Annotated in this window: 14 protein-coding genes; 12 read left to right on the forward strand and 2 right to left on the reverse strand. The window is 72.0% G+C overall.

Annotated elements, in window-relative coordinates:
• Positions 1-83: 83 nt before the first annotated feature.
• Positions 84-1,076: a FecCD family ABC transporter permease gene (locus C5508_RS14995; protein WP_104525751.1), complete on the reverse strand. Its 993-nt coding sequence runs from the start codon at positions 1,074-1,076 to the stop codon at positions 84-86.
• A 101-nt stretch (positions 1,077-1,177) separates the two neighbouring features.
• On the opposite strand from C5508_RS14995, the gene C5508_RS15000 reads away from it, so the two are divergent.
• From C5508_RS15000 to ngg, 4 genes are all read left to right on the forward strand, one after another.
• On the forward strand, positions 1,178-2,140 hold the full coding sequence (locus tag C5508_RS15000) for an ABC transporter substrate-binding protein (RefSeq protein ID WP_157944112.1): 963 nt from the start codon (positions 1,178-1,180) through the stop codon (positions 2,138-2,140).
• Positions 2,141-2,341: 201 nt separating this feature from the next.
• Positions 2,342-3,805, forward strand: coding sequence for a S8 family serine peptidase (locus tag C5508_RS15005; protein ID WP_104525753.1), 1,464 nt, complete (start codon positions 2,342-2,344; stop codon positions 3,803-3,805).
• Between the two features lie 174 nt (positions 3,806-3,979).
• Entirely contained in the window at positions 3,980-5,761 is a 1,782-nt protein-coding gene (locus C5508_RS15010) for an N-acetylglutaminylglutamine amidotransferase (RefSeq protein WP_104525754.1), read from the forward strand.
• Between the two features lie 10 nt (positions 5,762-5,771).
• The gene (gene ngg, locus C5508_RS15015; RefSeq protein WP_198598106.1) at positions 5,772-7,532 is read left to right on the forward strand and encodes an N-acetylglutaminylglutamine synthetase; all 1,761 of its coding nucleotides are present in this window, start codon (positions 5,772-5,774) and stop codon (positions 7,530-7,532) included.
• Positions 7,533-7,606: 74 nt separating this feature from the next.
• On the opposite strand, the gene C5508_RS15020 is transcribed toward ngg, so the two are convergent.
• Positions 7,607-8,704: a CaiB/BaiF CoA transferase family protein gene (locus C5508_RS15020; RefSeq protein ID WP_104525756.1), complete on the reverse strand. Its 1,098-nt coding sequence runs from the start codon at positions 8,702-8,704 to the stop codon at positions 7,607-7,609.
• Between the two features lie 88 nt (positions 8,705-8,792).
• Here C5508_RS15020 and crcB point away from each other — a divergent pair, with 88 nt between their 5' ends.
• The 8 genes from crcB to C5508_RS15060 all read left to right on the forward strand — a co-directional run bounded on the left by crcB (position 8,793) and on the right by C5508_RS15060 (position 18,745).
• On the forward strand, positions 8,793-9,176 hold the full coding sequence (gene crcB / locus C5508_RS15025) for a fluoride efflux transporter CrcB (protein WP_104525757.1): 384 nt from the start codon (positions 8,793-8,795) through the stop codon (positions 9,174-9,176).
• Positions 9,173-9,532, forward strand: coding sequence for a fluoride efflux transporter FluC (locus C5508_RS15030; protein WP_104525758.1), 360 nt, complete (start codon positions 9,173-9,175; stop codon positions 9,530-9,532). The genes crcB and C5508_RS15030 overlap by 4 nt, the downstream gene beginning before the upstream one ends.
• Positions 9,533-9,583: 51 nt before the next feature.
• Positions 9,584-10,999, forward strand: a complete 1,416-nt coding sequence (locus C5508_RS15035; RefSeq protein ID WP_104525759.1) for an alpha,alpha-trehalose-phosphate synthase (UDP-forming) — start codon at positions 9,584-9,586, stop codon at positions 10,997-10,999.
• Positions 10,996-11,736: a trehalose-phosphatase gene (gene otsB / locus C5508_RS15040; RefSeq protein ID WP_104525760.1), complete on the forward strand. Its 741-nt coding sequence runs from the start codon at positions 10,996-10,998 to the stop codon at positions 11,734-11,736. The genes C5508_RS15035 and otsB overlap by 4 nt, the downstream gene beginning before the upstream one ends.
• A 323-nt stretch (positions 11,737-12,059) precedes the next feature.
• Positions 12,060-13,667, forward strand: coding sequence for a methyl-accepting chemotaxis protein (locus C5508_RS15045; RefSeq protein ID WP_232797165.1), 1,608 nt, complete (start codon positions 12,060-12,062; stop codon positions 13,665-13,667).
• A gap of 292 nt (positions 13,668-13,959) precedes the next feature.
• Positions 13,960-15,576 (forward strand): methyl-accepting chemotaxis protein, encoded by a 1,617-nt coding sequence (locus C5508_RS15050; RefSeq protein WP_104525762.1) that lies wholly within the window; start codon positions 13,960-13,962, stop codon positions 15,574-15,576.
• A gap of 275 nt (positions 15,577-15,851) precedes the next feature.
• On the forward strand, positions 15,852-17,465 hold the full coding sequence (locus C5508_RS15055; RefSeq protein WP_104525763.1) for a methyl-accepting chemotaxis protein: 1,614 nt from the start codon (positions 15,852-15,854) through the stop codon (positions 17,463-17,465).
• Positions 17,466-18,277: 812 nt separating this feature from the next.
• Positions 18,278-18,745, forward strand: coding sequence for an Hpt domain-containing protein (locus C5508_RS15060; protein ID WP_232797166.1), 468 nt, complete (start codon positions 18,278-18,280; stop codon positions 18,743-18,745).
• The last annotated feature ends 112 nt before the right edge of the window (positions 18,746-18,857 follow it).

Here is an 18,857-nt window from a genome sequence, read left to right on the forward strand (position 1 = left end):
AGCGACAGATGTGTATAATAGACATGTCCTGACCGTCGCGGCGCGCTCCGGTGCGGCCGTGGTCACGGTGCTCGTCCCTCCGCTCACAGCGCGGGCAGCCGGCTCGAGCGCACCACGGCGACCAGCACCGGTGCGCCGATGAGCGCCGTCACCACGCCCAGGGGCATCTCGTAGGGCCGCACGAGCAGCCGGGAGACGACGTCAGCGGCGAGCACCACGGCCGGGCCGACGAGGACCGAGACGGCCAGGACCCGGCGGAGATCGGGGCCGACCAGACTGCGGGCGAGGAAGGGGACCACCAGGCCGACGAAGGCGATCGGGCCGGCCGCGGCGACGGCGCCCCCGACGAGCAGCGCGACGGCGGTCAGGGCGAGGACGCGGGTGCGGGCGGGACGGTGTCCCAGGCCGCGGGCGACGGTGTCGCCCAGCATGAGCGCCGACAGGGGCCGGGCTGCGAGCACGGCCAGGAGGACGCCCGTGGCGAGGATCGGCCCCACCTGGGCGAGCGTGTCGAGGCCGCGGCCCGCGACGGACCCGACGGTCCAGAACCGCACCTCGTCGCTGGTCCGCTGGTCGAGCAGCAGCAGGATCGAGGTGGCGGCGTGCAGGAGGCTGGAGAGCGCGGCGCCGGCCAGCACGAGGCGGACCGGGTCGTCGCCCGCTCCGCGCAGGCGGGCGGCGCCGACGGCGAGCGCGCAGCCCGCCCCGGCTCCGAGGACGGCGACCCAGGGCCCGAGGCTGGCGGCGCCGGCGCCGGAGGCGATGACGACCACGACGGCGAACGAGGCGCCGGCGCTCACCCCCAGCAGCCCCGGCTCGGCCAACGGGTTGCGCGCGGTGGCCTGCAGGACTGCGCCGGCGACGCCGAGGGCGAGGCCGACGGCCACGGCGACGAGCGTCCGGGGCACACGCAGGTCGAGGACGGCGAAGCGCGCGTCGTCGTCACCGCCCCCGGCGAGGACCTCCAGCGCCCGGACCGGGCCGACCGCTCCGGCACCGAGCATCAGGCTGGCCACGACCACGAGGGCGAGCACGACACCGGCGGGTGCGATCCCGCGGAGCAGCACCCGGCGCACGTGATGACCTCCACTCGACCCCGGTCTCCGCCCGGGCTAAGGCAAGGCTAACCTACCGCCGAGCACCGACTGTCGGTGCGTCCCACACCCGGAGGCGACACGTGACCCACTCCCTCCTGGCGCGCCGGCGCCGGACCCTCCTCGCCGGTACGGCGGCCGGTCTCCTCGTGGCCCTGACGGCCTGCGGCGGCGAGCCGGGCACGTCCTCCGGATCGGACACCGCACCCGCCGAGGAGGCCACCGTGGCCACCCTCTACGGCGACATCGCGGTCCCGGCCGATCCGCAGCGCGTGATCACGCTGGCCGAGCCCGCGCTCGACGTGGCGCTGGCCCTGGACGTCACGCCGGTCGGCACCACCGCCAGCCGCGGCGGCGACAAGGCCCCGGCGTACCTGGGCGACGAGGCCGCCGAGATCCCCATCGTCGCCACCGTCCAGGAGCCGAACCTCGAGGCCATCCTCGAGGCCGAGCCCGACGTCATCCTGGCCGCCGCCGGGCTGGAGCAGGCGCAGTACGACGCGCTCAAGGAGATCGCTCCCACCATCGTCCCGGAGCGCCCCGCCCGCGGTGAGTGGGAGGCCCCGCTGCACACCTACGCCGAGGCGCTGGGTGCCGACGACGAACTCACCGAGGCGCTCGACGCCATCGACGAGCGCACCGCTGCGCTGAAGGCCGACGGCGCCCTGGAGGGCACGGCCGGCGTCGTCCGCTGGATGGCCAACGGCCCGGTGCTGATGAACAGCACCAACATGCCCGGCGTGCTGCTCACCGACTCCGGCGCGACGGCCCTGCAGATCGCGACCGACCTCGGCGACCGGCCGCACAGCGACCCGCTCTCGCTGGAGAACCTCACCGAGGTGGACGCCGACCGGCTCTTCCTGGCCGCCTTCGGGGCCGACGGCAAGGGCGCCCTCGAGGCGGCGAGCTCGCAGCCGGCGTTCACCCGCCTGAAGGCCGTGACCAACGGGGACGCCGCGGAGGTCGACGGCTCCGTGTGGAGCAGCGCCTCCGGCCCCATCGCCGCGGGCCTGGTGCTGGACGACCTCGAGGCCGCCGTCTCCTGACGCGTTCCCACGTGGCCCACGGGGCGGTCGCTGCGGCGGCCGCCCCGGCATGGGAAGCGATCCACCCGGCGTGGGCGTCATGACGGGTGCATCGCTTCCCATGCCCGGGCTGTGCCCTGGCCCACTACCTGCGAGTAACCCCTCGGCGTCCGCCTCGTTGTCCGGTCACGTCCCGTCGTCGGAACACCTCCGAGGAGAGCCATGACCCGCTCGTCCCGCCGTCTTCTGGGGGTGGTGTCCGGCGCGGTCGTCGCGGGCGCCGTCCTCGCCGGTCAGCTGGAGACGCTCAGCGGCCCGACGACGGTGATGGTGCACGGCACCGACATCGCCGCCGCCCGGGCGGCCGTCGCGGCCACCGGCATGCGGCTGGTCACTGAGTACGAGCGGATCGGCGTCGCGGTCGCCACCGGCACCGCCGACCAGATCGAGGCGGCGCGCACGCGGCCCGGGGTCACCTACCTCGAGGGCAACACCCCGATCGAGTTCACCCAGGAGACCTCGAACACCGCCACCCGAGGTGCGGAGGCGGCGGCCACGCTCACCGGGGCGAACGGCGAGGCGCTCGACGGCAGCGGCGTGTCCGTCGCCGTCATCGACTCCGGCGTCGACCCGACCCACCCCTACTTCGCAGAAGCCGACGGCAGCAGTGCCGTGGTGGCCAACCTGAAGAGCCTCTGCCTGCTGGAGACCAGCACCAGCACCGACTGCGTCGTCCGGGTGCCGCAGTTCGTGGACACCGACACCCTGTCGGTCGGCGGCCACGGCACGCACGTGAGCGGGATCGTCGGCGGCCGCCCGACGACGCTGCCCGACGGCGGCAGCTTCCAGGGCGCGGCGCCCGGTGCCAGCCTGGTGTCCATCTCGACCGGCGCGGTGTTGCTGATCGTGGGCGCGGACTCCGCGCTCAACTGGGTCCTGGAGAACCACGAGAAGCCGTGCGGCGCCGCCGTCCCGGCGTCGGTCTGCCCGCCGATCAAGGTGACCAACAACAGCTACGGACCCAGCGGCGGCGGGGAGTTCGACCCGAACTCCGCCACGGTCAAGCTGCAGCGGGCACTGGCGGCCGAGGGCGTCGTCACCGTCTGGGCGGCCGGCAACGACGGCGGCGACGGCTCCGCCTCGCTCACCAACCCGCCCGGCCAGGACCCGACCGGGGGCATCCTCTCGGTGGCCTCCTACTTCGATCAGGACACCGGCACCCGCGACGGCGTGGTCAGCGAGTACTCCTCGCGCGGGGCGGCGGCCGACCCCTCCACCTGGCCGGACCTCTCCGCCCCCGGCGAGAACATCACCTCCGCCTGCCGGCCGTACCTGCCGATCTGCTCCACCGGCCTGGACCCCCGCAACGGCCCCGGCCCGCTGGACGTCGGCACCTTCAACACGATCAGCGGGACCTCGATGGCCGCCCCGCACATCGCGGGCATCGTGGCCCAGCTCTTCCAAGCCGACCCGACTGCCACCCCGGCCGAGATCGAGGCCGCGCTGAAGGGCACGACGCACCGCTACACCGACGGTGCGGCGTACCGGACGGTGGACGGTCACCCGACCTCCTACGACAAGGGCACCGGCCTGGTCGACGTCGTCGCCGCTGCGCAGTCGCTCACCGCGACGACCACGACCGAGGCGACGAAGAGCCGGAAGCCCGGCAAGCCGACGCGGCGCTGACCGGCGCTGCACAGTTTCACGAGGGCGGCCTCCCGGCGGGGCCGCCCTCGTGGCGTTCCACGTGGAACACGCGTGGATCGCACCTGCAAGGGTCTGGGAAGGCTCCGATCGCCGCAGCGGGTGATCATGATCTCGACGAGCGTGGATCGCCCACCGCGGGTTAGATCAAGTCGTATGTGCGGCCTCTGTGGCGAGATCACGTTCGACGGGACCATGGCGGACACGACTGCGGTGAGCCGCATGGTCGATGCACTCGTGCCCCGGGGGCCCGACGGGCAGGGGTCGTGGAGCAACGGCCGGGTCGCCTTCGGTCACCGCCGGCTGTCGGTGATCGACCTCTCCACCTGCGGCTCCCAGCCGATGGTGGACAACGACCTGGGCCTGACCGCGGTCTTCAACGGCTGCATCTACGACTACCGCGAGCTGCGGGCCGAACTCGAGGGCCACGGCTACACGTTCTTCTCGCACAGCGACACCGAGGTGATCCTCAAGGGCTACCACCACTGGGGCACCGACGTCGTCTCGCACCTGCACGGCATGTTCGCGTTCGTCATCGCCGAGCGGGACACCGGCCGGGTGGTCATGGCCCGCGACCGGCTGGGCATCAAGCCCCTCTACCTCTCCGAGACCCCGGGCAGGCTGCGGTTCGCCTCGACCCTGCCGGCACTCGTACGCGCCGGCGGCGTCGACACCTCCATCGACCCGGTGGCCCTGCACCACTACCTGAGCTGGCACGCGGTGGTGCCCGCGCCGCGGACGATCCTCAACGGCGTCCGCAAGCTCCCGCCGGCGACCGTGCGGGTGATCGAGGCCGACGGGACCAGCCGCGAGCACCGCTACTGGAACGCGACCTACGAGCGCCGGGCGGAGCACGCGAACTGGACGGCGCGGGACTGGGAGGACGCGATCGAGGAGGCGCTGCGGGTCGCCGTCCGCCGCCGCCTGGTCTCCGACATCCCGGTGGGCGTGCTTCTCTCCGGCGGTCTGGACTCCAGCCTCATCGTGGGGCTGCTCGCCCAGGAGGGGCAGCGCGACCTGTCCACCTACTCGATCGGCTTCGAGTCCGTCGGCGGCCGCGAGGGCGACGAGTTCGTCTACTCCGACGTGATCGCCGAGCGGTTCGGCACCGACCACCACCGCATCCGGGTGAGCTCCGACGAGCTCGTCGGCGCCCTCGGTCACGCGGTCGGCGCGATGGCCGAGCCCATGGTCAGCCACGACGCCGTCGCCTTCGACCTGCTCAGCGAGCGGGTCAGCGAGACCATCCGCGTCGTCCAGTCCGGCCAGGGCGCCGACGAGGTCTTCGCCGGCTACCACTGGTACCCGCCGTTGGCCGGGGTCGGCCGCGAGGAGGCCGTGCACACCTACGCGAAGGCCTTCTTCGACCGCGACCACGCGCAGATGGCCGCCGTCGTCTCCGACCGCTACGCGCTGGCGGAGGACCCGAGCCTGGCCTTCGTGCGCGCGCACATGGAGGCAGCCGGCGCCGAGACCGCCGTGGACGCCGCCCTGCGCCTGGACAGCGAGATCATGCTGGTCGACGACCCGGTCAAGCGCGTGGACAACATGTCCATGGCCTGGGGCCTGGAGGCGCGCGTGCCGTTCCTCGACCACGACCTGGTGGAGCTCGCCGCGCTCTGCCCGCCCGAACACAAGCTGGCCGACGGCGGCAAGGGCGTGCTCAAGGCGATCGGGCGACGGATCATCCCGCCGGAGGTCATCGACCGGCCCAAGGGCTATTTCCCGGTCCCGGCGATCACCCACCTCGAGGGCAAGGTGCTGGGGCTGGTGAAGGACGCCCTCTCCAGCGACGCCGCCCGGGACCGGGGCATGTTCCGCCCCGAGTACGTGCGCGAGCTGCTCGCCGACCCCAACGGCGAGCTCACCCCGCTGCGCGGCAACAAGCTCTGGCAGCTCGGCCTTCTCGAGCTCTGGCTGCAGACGCACGCGGTCTGAGGAGATGACCATGACACCCCGGCTCGCGGGTCACCGGCGCCGCACGCCGGTGGCGAACACCCCCGCCCTGACCGACCGGTCGTGGCAGGAGCCATCCGAGCACCAGCTCCAGGGGATGCAGCACGACGTCGTCCTGGACATGGGCTGGGGCCGCCTGGTCTTCGGTCAGACCTTCGCCGACCTGCGGGGCATCGTCGACGCGCTGCGTGCCGAGGAGAGCGGCGAGCGGGACATCTGCATCTACCCGCGGGATCCGCACGTGCTGGTGGGGCTGGCACCCGACGAGCTGTTCATCGACCCGAGCTACACCTACCGCCTGGACCTCTACCGCTACCGGGCCCGGCACGAGCTGATCCGGGGCGTCTTCGTGCGCACGGCGACCTCGCGCGCGGACATGGAGGCGATCAACGAGATCTACGCGCTCAACGGCATGGTCGTCGGCGAGGCCGACATCATGTGGGACAACCACCGGACCCGGTGCTTCACCTACCTGGTGGCCGAGGACACCCGTACCGGCCGGATCGTCGGCACGGTCACCGGCGTGGACCACACTCTGGCCTTCGACGACCCGGAGGGCGGCACCAGCCTCTGGTGCCTGGCGGTGCACAACCAGGACGCCCCGCCAGGAACCGGTGAGGCGCTGGTCCGCGTGCTGGCCGAGCGCTACGTCGGCCGGGGCCGGGCCTACCTCGACCTCTCGGTCATGCACGACAACGAGGGCGCGATCCGGCTCTACCGGAAGCTGGGCTTCGGCCGGGTCTCCGCCGTCTGCGTCAAGCGCAAGAACCCGATCAACACGCCGCTGTACGCCGCGCGGCCGCCCGGCCTCGTGGACCTCAACCCCTACGCCCGGATCATCGCCGAGGAGGCGCTGCGCCGGGGTATCCGGGTCGAGGTGCTCGACGCGGAGTTCGGCGAGCTGCGGCTCTCGGTGGGCGGTCGCACCGTCGTCACCCGCGAGTCGCTGTCGGAGTTCACCACCGCCGTGGCCATGAGCCGCTGCGACGACAAGCGGGTGACGCGCCGGATCATGGAGCGCGCCGGCGTGCGGGTCGCCCGTGGCGCCCTCGCCCGCGAGGGACAGCTGGAGGAGGCCGCCGCGCTGGTCCGCGAGGTCGGCTCCGTCGTGGTCAAGCCCGCCCGCGGCGAGCAGGGCCGCGGCATCACCGTGGGCGTGACCGACGAGGCGGGTCTGGAGAAGGCAGTCCGGTACGCCCTGCAGTTCTGCCCCGACGTGCTGGTCGAGGAGCTCGTGCCGGGAGACGACCTGAGGGTGTTGGTCATCGACCGGCAGGTCGTCGCTGCCGCCGTCCGCCGACCCGCCGAGGTGGTCGCCGACGGCCGGAGCACCGTCACCGAGCTGGTCCGCTCGACCAGCCGTCGCCGCGAACGGGCGACCGGCGGTGAGTCCCGCATCCCGCTCGACGACACCACCGCGGAGGTGGTGGCCGATGCCGGCTGGAGCATGGACGACGTGCCGCCCAACGGGCAGCGGATCCAGGTGCGCCGGACGGCGAACCTGCACACCGGCGGCACGATCGAGGACGTCACCGCACAGGTCCACCCGGAGGTCGCCGCCGCCGCCGTCCGCGCGGCGCAGGCTCTGGACATCCCGGTGACCGGCATCGACTTCCTCGTGGACGACGTGGCCGGCCCGGACTACGTCTTCATCGAGGCCAACGAGCGCCCCGGCCTGGCCAACCACGAGCCCCAGCCGACCGCGGAGCGCTTCGTCGACCTGCTCTTCCCCGAGACCCGCAAGCGCCGCTGAGCGGACCCGGGCATGGGAAGCGATACACCGGTTCTGCCCTCGAAAACGGGTGTATCGCTTCCCATGCCCGAGGCTCAGAGGCCGAGCTCGGCGCGGATCTCGTCGCTGTGCTGGCCGGCCTCCGGCACCGAGCCGACCCGTCCCGGCGTCGCGGAGAATCGGGGTGCGACGTCGGGCTGCACGACGCCGTCGACCTCGACGAAGACCCCCCGCTCGGCGTTGTGCCGGTCCGTCGTGGCCTCGAGCAGCGACCACACCGGCGCCACGCACGCATCGGTGCCCTCGAACACCTGCCACCACTCCGCCCGCGTCCGGGAGGCGAACGTCTCCGTGAAACGCTCGCGCAGCGCCGGCCACTGGCGCGGGTCGTTCCGGTCGGGCAGCGACTCCTCGCCGGCCAGGCCGAGGCCGTCCAGCAGCGCCGCGTAGAACTGCTCCTCCAGCGCGCCGACGGCGAGGAACCGGTCGTCGGCGCAGCGGTACACGTCGTAGAACGGCGCCCCGGTGTCCAGCAGGTTGCGGCCCCTGCGGTCGGTCCACACACCGGCGTCGAGCATCCCGTGGATCATCGTGGTGAGGACGGCGGTCCCGTCGACGATCGCGGCGTCGACGACCTGCCCCTCCCCCGTCGTGCGGGCCCGGATCAGGGCGGCCAGCGCCCCGAGGGCGAGGAACACTCCCCCGCCGCCGAAGTCGCCCAGCAGGTTCAGCGGCGGCGCCGGGCGCTCGTCGGGCCGACCGGTTGCGCCCAGCGCCCCGGTCAGCGCGATGTAGTCGATGTCGTGCCCCGCCGAGGAGGCCAGCGGACCGGTCTGGCCCCAGCCGGTCATCCGCCCGTAGACCAGCGCCGGGTTCTCGCCCATCAACTCGTCGGGGCCCAGGCCCAGCCGCTCCATGACGCCGGGCCGGAACCCCTCGAGCAGCACGTCCGATCGCCGCACGAGCGCTCGCACCACCTCGACGTCGGCCGGGTCCTTGAGGTCGAGCGCGATCGAGCGCTTGCCCCGGTCCAGCAGGGACGTCGCACCGAGCGAGCCGAGCAGGCCGCCGCGGGCGCCCAACCGGTCGATCCGCACGACGTCGGCCCCCAGGTCGGCCAGCAGCATGCCGCAGAACGGGCCGGGACCCAGTCCGGCGAACTCCACGACCCGCACGCCCTCCAGCGGTCCCACGGGGTCCTCCCCTGCTCCGGGCCACCGACGTGCGACCCTCCCGGAGGGCATGCTGCCCCACGGGTTACGGGAGAGGAGTAGGAGGTCGGTGGCCTATCTCCTCGCCGCGATGGGCGGCGCGATCGGCGCGCTGGCCCGCTGGGGTCTGGCCGAGGCGCTTCCCTCCTCCCTTCCCGGGTGGCCCTGGGCGACGCTCCTGGTGAACCTCACCGGCTGCCTGCTGCTCGGGCTGCTCGCCGCCGTGCTCGCCGGCCGGGCACCCGGCTCGCCGTGGGCGCGTCCCTTCCTGGGGGTCGGCGTCCTGGGCGGCTTCACCACCTACTCGACCTTCGCCGTGGAGACCGTCCGGCTGGCCGACGCCGGAGCGGCCGGGACCGCTGCCGGCTACGTCGTCGTCTCGGTCGTGGGCGGGATCGCCGCGGCCGCGGCGGGGATGCTCGCCGGCCGACGGCTCGCCGGGGCCCCGCGGTGACGCCCTGGCTCGTCGTGGCCGGGGCAATGCTGGGCGCACCGCTGCGGCTGCTGGCCGAGCGGATCGCCGTCGCCCGCAGCGGACCCGGCAGCGTGCTGGGCACCCTGGTGGTGAACGTGACGGGCAGCGCGGTGCTCGGAGTGCTGGTGGGCTGGGCGGCCGCGCCCGGCTGGCTGGCGGCGCTCCTGGGCACCGGCTTCTGCGGAGCCCTGACGACGTTCTCGACCTTCGGCACCGACGTCGTCCGGCTGGCGGAGCAGCGCCGGTGGCCGGTGGTGCTCGGGTACGTGGGGGCCACGCTCGCCCTCGGTCTGGGCGCCGCGGTCGCCGGCCACGCCCTCGGCCGAGCGTTCTGACCCGCTCCGGGAGGGCGTTCCGCGCCGGCTGTGGATAGGGTCAGAGGCGGTATGGCCGAGAACAACGATGTTGAGGTCAAGGCGGACAGCCCCGTCGTCGTGGTCGCCAACCGGCTGCCCGTCGACCAGGTGACCGATCCGGACGGCTCGACGCACTGGCAGCGCAGCCCCGGCGGGCTGGTGACCGCACTGGAGCCGTTCGTCGCGGGGCGCGGCGGAGCCTGGGTCGGCTGGTCCGGGTCGGCCGGCGAGGCGCCGGAGCCCTTCGAGTCCGGCGGGATGTCGCTCATCCCGGTGCCGCTCTCGGAGGAGGAGGTCGACCACTACTACGAGGGCATGTCCAACGCCTCGCTGTGGCCGCTCTACCACGACGTCGTGGAGAAGCCGGAGTACCACCGCACCTGGTGGGACACCTACGTGCAGGTCAACAAGCGGTTCGCCGAGCGCGCCGCCGCGGTGGCTGCGGAGAACGCCATCGTCTGGGTGCACGACTACCAGCTGCAGCTGGTCCCGGCGATGCTGCGCCAGCGCCGTCCCGACCTGACCATCGGCTTCTTCCTGCACATCCCGTTTCCCCCGTACGAGCTCTTCACCCAGCTGCCGTGGCGGTCGGCCATCATCGAGGGGTTGCTCGGGGCCGACCTCGTGGGCTTCCAGCTGCCCTCGGCCGCGGCGAACTTCGTCCAGCTGGCCCGGCGACTGCACGATCTCACCTGCCGGCGTGACCAGATCGAGTACGACGGGCGCACGGTCATCGCGAAGGCGTTCCCGATCTCGATCGACGTCGCGGCGTTCGACGAGCTCGCCCGGTCCCCGGAGGTTCTCTCCCGGGCCAAGGAGATCCGGGAGGAGCTCGGGAGCCCCGACCGGATCATCCTGGGCGTGGACCGGCTGGACTACACCAAGGGCATCAGCGTCCGGCTCAGCGCCTTCGAGGAGCTGCTCGAGGACGGCGCCGTCGAGGCGCCCGGCACGGTGATGGTGCAGGTCGCCACCCCCAGCCGGGAGCGGGTCGAGCACTACGTGCACATGCGCGAGACGATCGAGCAGCAGGTCGGCCACATCAACGGCGTCTACGGCTCGATCGCCGGGCCCGCCGTGCACTACTTCAACCAGTCGATGCCCCGCGAGGAGCTCGCCGCGCTGTACCGGGCCGCCGACGTCATGCTGGTCACCCCCTACCGGGACGGCATGAACCTCGTCGCCAAGGAGTACGTCGCCGCACGGGGGGACGGGGGCGGAGCCCTGGTGCTGTCCGAGTTCGCCGGGGCCGCGGCCCAGCTGAAGCAGGCGTTCCTGGTGAACCCGCACGACATCGCCGGCGTCAAGAACCAGCTGATGCGCGCGCTGCGGGCGGAGCCCGCGGAGCTGGCGAAGCGGATGAGGGCCATGCGCCGGCACCTGGTCAAGAACAACCTGGACCACTGGGCGAGCTCCTTCTTCGACGCGCTGAAGAAGCAGGCGTGAGCCTCTCCCCCGCCCTGGACGCCGCCCTGTCGGCGGTCGCCGCCCGGCGGCCCCTGCTGGTGGCCAGCGACTACGACGGCGTCCTCGCCCGTCTGCGCGACGACCCCTCGAGCGCGTTCCCCGAACCCGGGATCGCCGAGGTGCTCGCCAGGCTCGCCGCTGTCGACGGCGTCACGGTCGCGCTGGTGAGCGGCCGCGGCGTCGAGGACCTCCAGCGCACGAGCGGGCTGTCCGGGCCCTTCCGCTGGGTCGGCAGCCACGGCGCCGAGTACGACGGCCCGCTGGCCGGCGAGCTCGCGGCCCAGCGGGACGCGCTGGCCCGGCTGCTCGAGCCGGAGGTGGCGGCCACCGCCGGCGCGCGGCTGGAGGTCAAGCCCGCCAGCGTCGCGGTCCACGTCCGACAGGTCCCCGATCGCGATGCCGCTGCCGCGCTCCTGGCTCGCGCCCGGAAGCTGGCGGATTCGTCACTGACGATGAAGCCCGGCAAGGAGGTCCTCGAGATCGCAGTCACCGACGCGGACAAGGGCTCCGCCCTGCGCCGGCTCGTGGACGACCTCGGTGCCGCTGCCGCGATCTACCTCGGGGACGACGTCACCGACGAGGACGGCTTCCGCGCCCTGGGTCCGGATGACGTCACCGTCAAGGTGGGGGACGGCGACACCGTCGCTCGCCACCGCGTCGCCGACTCCGCCGCGGTCGTGGCACTGCTGGACCGGCTCGGAGACCTGCTCGACTGATCTCGGCGTGTCGGGCCCGTCGCCGGCGTGACCGTGCTCCCGGCGCGCCGGTGCGGGGCGCATCGAGTGCTCCTCCCCCACCGGGCCGGACCCGCTTTCGCCCGTGTGACCTGCGCTTCTTCGCGCCGACCCGGTTCCAGGCCGGAAACGCCGTATGCGAATGAGTTGTCGACAAATGGTCGACCCAAAAGTGCTCACCCGCCTCGCGGGTAACAATTGTTCCAGCGATGATTGAATGGTCTGCCCGACCGTGGTTGGAGTCACCACAATCAGTGCGTCACCACGACCGGTGGTGCAGACCATTCATCGTCAGGACGGTTCCTGTGAAAACCCGTGTCTCTTCTCCCGTCGCCTCGCGGCGTGCGGGCTGGTTCGCCGACCGCCCCCTGGCGGTGAAGTTCGGCATCCTCGTCGGCGTCGTCGTGCTCGCCTTCGGTGGCCTGCTGTCGGCCGTGCTGCTCGGCGACGCCTCCGTGCATGAGGCGAACGAGGAGCTCCGGCACCTCAACGAGGCCGAGGAGCTCGTGCTCCAGCTCGACACCCGGGCGAGCGAGCTGAAGGTGGACGGCTTCAAGACCATCGTCCGGCCCGACCCTGCGGCCCAGCTCGCTGAGCTCGCCGACGACATCGCCACGCCCGAGGCCATGCTCGCCGAGCTCGCCACGGTCCCCCTGACCGGCCCCGCCGCCGAGTCGGTGGCCGGCCTCGCCGACAGCTTCGGCGCCTACACCGACGCCATCTCCGGGTGGGTGGACCTCGCCGTCGCCGACCCGGGGACGATGCGCGGCCGCTGGGAGGAGATCCAGGCGGCGAACGACCTGAGCGACGGCGCCGTGAGCGAGGCCAAGGACGTGCTGGCGAGCGAGAGCGACGCCGCACAGGGCCGCCTCGACGACGCGCTGGCGCAGGCGGAGCTGATCGCCGAGGCCGCGGCGGCGGGAGGGCTGCTGGTGATCATCGCCATCAGCATCCTGACCATGCGATCGGTCACCCGGCCGGTCGCCCGGGTCAAGGACTCCCTGGCGGCCCTGGCGCAGGGTGACCTGACCGTCGCCACCGGCGTGACCTCCCGCGACGAGGTGGGCCGGATGGCCGCCGCCCTCGACGCCGCCCAGGTCAGCCTGCGCGCCGTGCTGACCTCGGTCGCCGACTCGGCCAGCGCGGTCGCCGCCAGCTCCGAAGAGCTCTCCGCCTCGTCAGGGCAGATCTCGGCGTCGGCTGAGGAGACCTCCGCCCAGTCCGGTGTCGTGTCGGACGCCGCGGAGGAGGTCTCCCGCAGCGTGCAGACCGTTGCTGCCGGTGCGGAGCAGATGGGCGCCTCGATCCGGGAGATCTCGCAGAACGCCGCCGAGGCCAGCGAGGTGGCCGCGCGGGCGGTGGCGGCGGCGGAGACGACGACGGCGACGGTGGCGAAGCTGGGCACCTCCTCGGCCGAGATCGGCAACGTCGTCAAGGTGATCACCTCGATCGCGGAGCAGACGAACCTGCTGGCGCTGAACGCGACCATCGAGGCCGCTCGCGCCGGTGAGGCGGGCAAGGGCTTCGCCGTCGTGGCCAACGAGGTGAAGGAGCTGGCGCAGGAGACGGCGAAGGCCACCGAGGACATCGCCAAGCGCGTGCTCGCCATCCAGGGCGACACCACCGCGGCGGTGACCGCGATCGAGGAGATCAGTTCGATCGTCGCGCAGATCTCCGACCGGCAGACCACGATTGCCAGCGCGGTGGAGGAGCAGACGGCGACCACCAGCGAGATGTCGCGCTCGGTGCAGGAGGCCGCCAACAGCAGCACGCAGATCGCCGAGAACATCACCGGCGTCTCCCAGGCGGCCGAGTCCACCACCCAGGCACTCAGCCAGACGCGGATCGCCGTCGACGAGCTGTCCCGGATGGCCGCCGACCTGCGCACGACCGTCGGGCGGTTCACCTACTGATCCAGCCGTCCTCCGGACGACCCTTCGCGGCGGACGCCGGCGGTGACCTCGACGGTCGCCGCCGGCGTCTGGTCGTTGGGGCCGAATGGTGCGCGTGCGCAGTCGTGAAATGTGTGGGGCGTCGCCAAGTCGACTCCGGAAAGGTGGTCGGCGACCTACTTTCCGGACCGCGGCGCGACACGCATCCATCGCGCCGCTACAGCGTTCGCAGTGCGCCATTCTTTGTGCAGGAAACGGACGTAAGCGCCGTTTCGCCACGGAGTTCCTCCTCCCTTCCCGCACTGGAGCAGTCATGAGCACTCGTTCGTCCCGGACCCGCGCAGCGGGAGGCGGGGGTTGGTTCTCCGACCGGCCGCTCGGCGTCCGCATCGGCGCGGTGGTGGCACTGCTGCTGGTCGTCCTCGCCGGCAGCGACGCCCTGGCCATCTCCCGCATGCAGGAGATGAGCGCCGACCAGGAGCGGATCTACGACGAGAACCTCAAGCCGCTCAATGCGCTCTCCGAGGTCCAGCGGGCTCACGCCGCCCACCGTGCGCGGACCCTCGAGTACGCCGTGTCCGACCCGGCGCGCCGGGTGGAGCTGCTCGGGGAGATGGAGGAGAAGAACGCCGACCTCCAGGCCGGGCTCGACGCCTACGAGCCGTTCGTCGTGGCTCCCGAGAGCATGGAAACGTTCGCCACCACGCGGGCGCAGTTCCTCCAGCTGCTGACCACCCAGCTCTTCCCTGCGGCCGACCGCGGTGACTTCGCCGGCTTCGCCCGCGTGCAGTCCGTGCAGCTGCAGCCCCTGCTGCAGATCATGGCCGACGAGCTGGAGGCCGAAGGGGTGGCGCAGGCCGACCAGGCTGCCGAGCGCAACGCCGAGGCCACCGAGGACGCCACCTCCGCCACGCGACTCCTGCTGATCGCTTCCATCCTCGCGGCGCTGGTCGCCGTGGGACTCACGCTCCTGGTGGTGCGCCGCATCACGCGCACGGTCCGGGCCGTCCAGGTGACCGCCGAGGCGATGGCCGCCGGGAACCTCACCACGACCACCGGCGTGACCAGCGCCGATGAGCTGGGCCGGATGGCCGTCGCCCTGGACAGCGCGCAGGACAGCCTGCGGCAGGTGCTCGGCTCGGTCGTCGCCTCGGCCGACGCGGTGGCCGCAAGCTCGGAGGAGCTGTCGGCGTCCTCGGCGCAGATCGCCGCCTCGGCGGAGGAGACCTCCGCGCAGTCCGGTGTCGTCGCCGGTGCCGCGGAGGAGGTGTCGCGCAGCGTGCAGACCGTCGCCGCGGGCGCGGAGCAGATGGGCGCTTCCATCCGGGAGATCGCCAGCAACGCGGCCGAGGCCTCCGAGGTCGCGCACCGCGCGGTCGAGGCTGCCGCCACCACCACCGCCACGGTCGCCAAGCTGGGGGAGTCCTCGGCGGAGATCGGCAACGTCGTCAAGGTCATCACCTCGATCGCGGAGCAGACGAACCTGCTGGCGCTCAACGCCACCATCGAGGCCGCGCGGGCCGGTGAGGCAGGTAAGGGCTTCGCGGTGGTCGCCAACGAGGTCAAGGAGCTGGCGCAGGAGACGGCCAAGGCCACCGAGGACATCGCCAAGCGCGTCCTGGCCATCCAGGGCGACACGACCGCCGCGGTGACCGCGATCGAGGAGATCAGCTCGATCGTCGCGCAGATCTCCGACCGGCAGACCACCATCGCCTCCGCGGTGGAGGAGCAGACGGCGACGACGAACGAGATGTCGCGGTCGGTCCAGGAGGCCGCCGGCGGTACCGGTCAGATCGCCACGAACATCAGCGGCGTCTCCGGCGCTGCCGACGCGACCAACCAGGCACTGGGCCAGACCCGCACCGCCGTGGACGAGCTGTCCCGCATGGCCGCCGACCTGCGCACCACCATCGGAAGGTTCACCTACTGACAGGGCTCAGCACTGACAGGGCCATGCCCTGACCCGCGGGGCGGCGACCGGATCCGGTCGCCGCCCCGTGGGATTCCCGGGTCCGGGAATGGTCTCACCATTGTCGACAAGGCGTCCTCAGAAATGCGGTGACCGACCGTTTTATCTTCGGAGTTCGGACACGCGCCCGATATGGCCGATGTCGTTCTGCCGGCCCGCTAGCTTTCCTCTCGCACCGCCCAGGCAATGTTGCGGGGTGGCAGCACAATCCCCCCTCGCATTCCTGGAGTCCTGCCATGTCCGTTCCTGTCTCCCCGGCGCGCACGTCGCGTTCCGGCGGTTGGTTCGCCGACCGCCCCATCGGCGCCAAGATCGGTACCGCCGTCGGTGTGCTCGCCGTCGTGGCGGTTGCCATGACCGTCCTCGCGATGTCCCGGTTGGCCAGCGTGGAGTCGGCAGCCAACCGCATCAACGAGAACGTGGTGACCCTCGCCGACCTGTCCAACATCCAGCGTTCCTGGCAGGGCGACCGCTCGCGGTACAACTCCTACGCCCTCACCGACCAGGCGACGCAGGCCGAATTGCGGGCCGACCTGGCCGAGCGACGGGAGACGATCGAGGGGCAGCTCGACGCCTACGCCGCGGTGACGGTCAACAAAGAGGCCTTCGAGGTCTTCCGGGGTTACCTCGCGCAGTACTACGAGGTCGCCGACGGTCAGCTGCTCCCCGCCGCCGAACGGGGCGACCTGGCGACGGCCGCGGCGGTCATCACCGGACCGCTGCAGGACTCGTCGGACGTGATCATGGACGAGTACAACGCGATGCAGGAGCGGCGCGTGGCGGCCGGCCAGGCCGACACCGACGACGTCGCCGACATTGTCGACTCCTCGGTGCTCACGCTGTGGACGGCGCTGGCCGCCGGGCTCGGCATCGCCGGAGGCCTCACCGTGTTCGTCGTCCGCCGGATCGTCAGCACGGTCCGCTCGGTGCAGGGGGCTGTCGAGGCGCTCGCCGCCGGAGACCTCACCGTCGCCCCGGAAGTGCGCGGCCAGGACGAGCTCGGGCGCATGGCTCTGGCGCTGACCTCGGCCCAGGCCGGTCTGCGCGAGGTCATGGCCGGCGTGGTGGCGTCCGCGGACGCGGTGGCGGCGAGCTCGGAGGAGCTGTCGGCGTCGTCGGCGCAGATCTCGGCGTCGGCGGAGGAGACCTCCGCGCAGTCCGGTGTCGTGTCCGGGGCGGCAGAGGAGGTCTCCCGGAACGTGCAGACCGTCGCCGCGGGTGCGGAGGAGATGGGCGCCTCGATCCGGGAGATCGCCACCAACGCCGCAGAGGCCAGCCAGGTCGCCGCCCGCGCCGTCAACGCCGCTGCGCGCACGACCGAGACCGTGGCCAAGCTCGGTGACTCCTCGGCCGAGATCGGAAACGTCGTCAAGGTCATCACCTCGATCGCGGAGCAGACCAACCTCCTCGCGCTCAACGCCACCATCGAGGCAGCCCGTGCAGGCGAGGCGGGCAAGGGCTTCGCGGTCGTGGCCAACGAGGTGAAGGAGCTGGCCCAGGAGACGGCGAAGGCCACCGAGGACATCGCCAGGCGGGTGCTGGCCATCCAGGGCGACACGACCGCGGCGGTGACGGCTATCGAGGAGATCTCCTCGATCGTCGCGCAGATCTCCGACCGGCAGACCACCATCGCCAGCGCGGTGGAGGAGCAGACCGCCACCACCAACGAGATGTCGCGCTCCGTGCAGGAAGCGGCGGGTGGCACCACGCAGATCGCCGAGAACATCACCGGTGTGTCCACGGCCGCGGACTCGACCACCCAGGCGCTGACCCAGACCCGCACCGCCGTCGACGAGCTGTCCCGGATGGCTGTCGACCTGCGCACCACCGTCGGTCGATTCACCTACTGACCAGCGCTCGCGTCCTCTGGACGGGGTGATGACCGGAACTCCGGTCATCACCCCGTTCTGCGGTCCCGGCACCGTCGTCGCAGCCGACCGAGCGGCGCATGTCGACACCCGCGGTGCGTCGGGTACGCGATCTCTCGCCTGATCCCGACACGCATGCGTACCCGCCCCCGTGATCAGACGGACCCTTCCTGGCGTCTCGCTCGAGACCGCGCACGGCCGCCGCCGCGGGTGCCTCCGCCAGACGATCCGGCTGTGGCTCCCTGATGCAGTTCGAGCGCCGCGGAGTCCACCACGGAGGCCCTGATCACTCCCGCGTCGCCGTCGACGCCCTCCCGCTGGCCGCAGACCTGCGCACGGGGTTGGGCGGTCCACTCACCGGAAGGACCGGCGTCCCGAGGCTGGGAACGGGGCCGCCGGCGCCATTCCTTCCGGCGCCGAATCGACATGGGAAATGCGGTCGCCGACCGTTCTCTGCCGGCAATTCCGACACGCTCGCAGCAGATGTCCCTGCGATGTTCCCGCGTCCTATCTTCTCCCTGCACCGCGCGGGCGGGAGTCGGTCCCATGCGCCGGGCGCACTCCGACGGTGCCGCCGCCCGTTCCAGAGCTCCACCCACAGGAAGCCCGCCGTCGTCTCGCCCCGCGCAGGCGCGGGGCGAGGACGGGCCCGCCCCGATGGTCGGTTGCGGGCGACGGACTGCCGATAACAGCACCGACGGCGCCGGCCGACGGGTTCACCTTGACTCCGCCGCACGCCCGCCGATGACACCCCGGAGCCGATCGCGCTCCCGCAGAGCAGAGAGAAGGCAGCAGTGGACGGTCTGGACGACATCGTCGAGGAATTCCTCGTCGAGAGCCACGAGAACCTCGACCAGCTGGACGCCGACCTGGTGGCTCTCGAGAAGGAGCCCAACTCGCGCGAGCGGCTGTCGAGCATCTTCCGGACGATCCACACCATCAAGGGCACCAGTGGCTTCCTCGCCTTCAACCGGCTGGAGGAGGTCACGCACGTCGGCGAGAACATGCTCTCCCGGCTGCGTGACGGTGAGCTCGCGCTGACCCCGCACCGCACCAGCGTGCTGCTGCAGATGGTCGACGCCGTGCGCTCGCTGCTGACCACCATCGAGGCCAGCGGCGGCGAGGGCGGCGTGGACGTCTCCGCCGTCGTCGCCGACATCAGCGCCGCCATGGAGAACGGGGACGGCCCGGCCGCCTGTCTTTTATACAAATCTCCGAACCCACGCGACCGTAATAGAGCTCGTATGCCGTCTTCGGCTTAAAAACAAAAACAAACGAACTATCTTACTATTCATAATAACATATTACAGTGATCACGACCCCAATTTCACATAACAAGCACAGCAGAGATGCTTCATTGCATGTATACATTGT

The sequence above is a fragment of the Blastococcus atacamensis genome, from assembly GCF_002938425.1.
Lineage (GTDB): Bacteria > Actinomycetota > Actinomycetes > Mycobacteriales > Geodermatophilaceae > Blastococcus > Blastococcus atacamensis.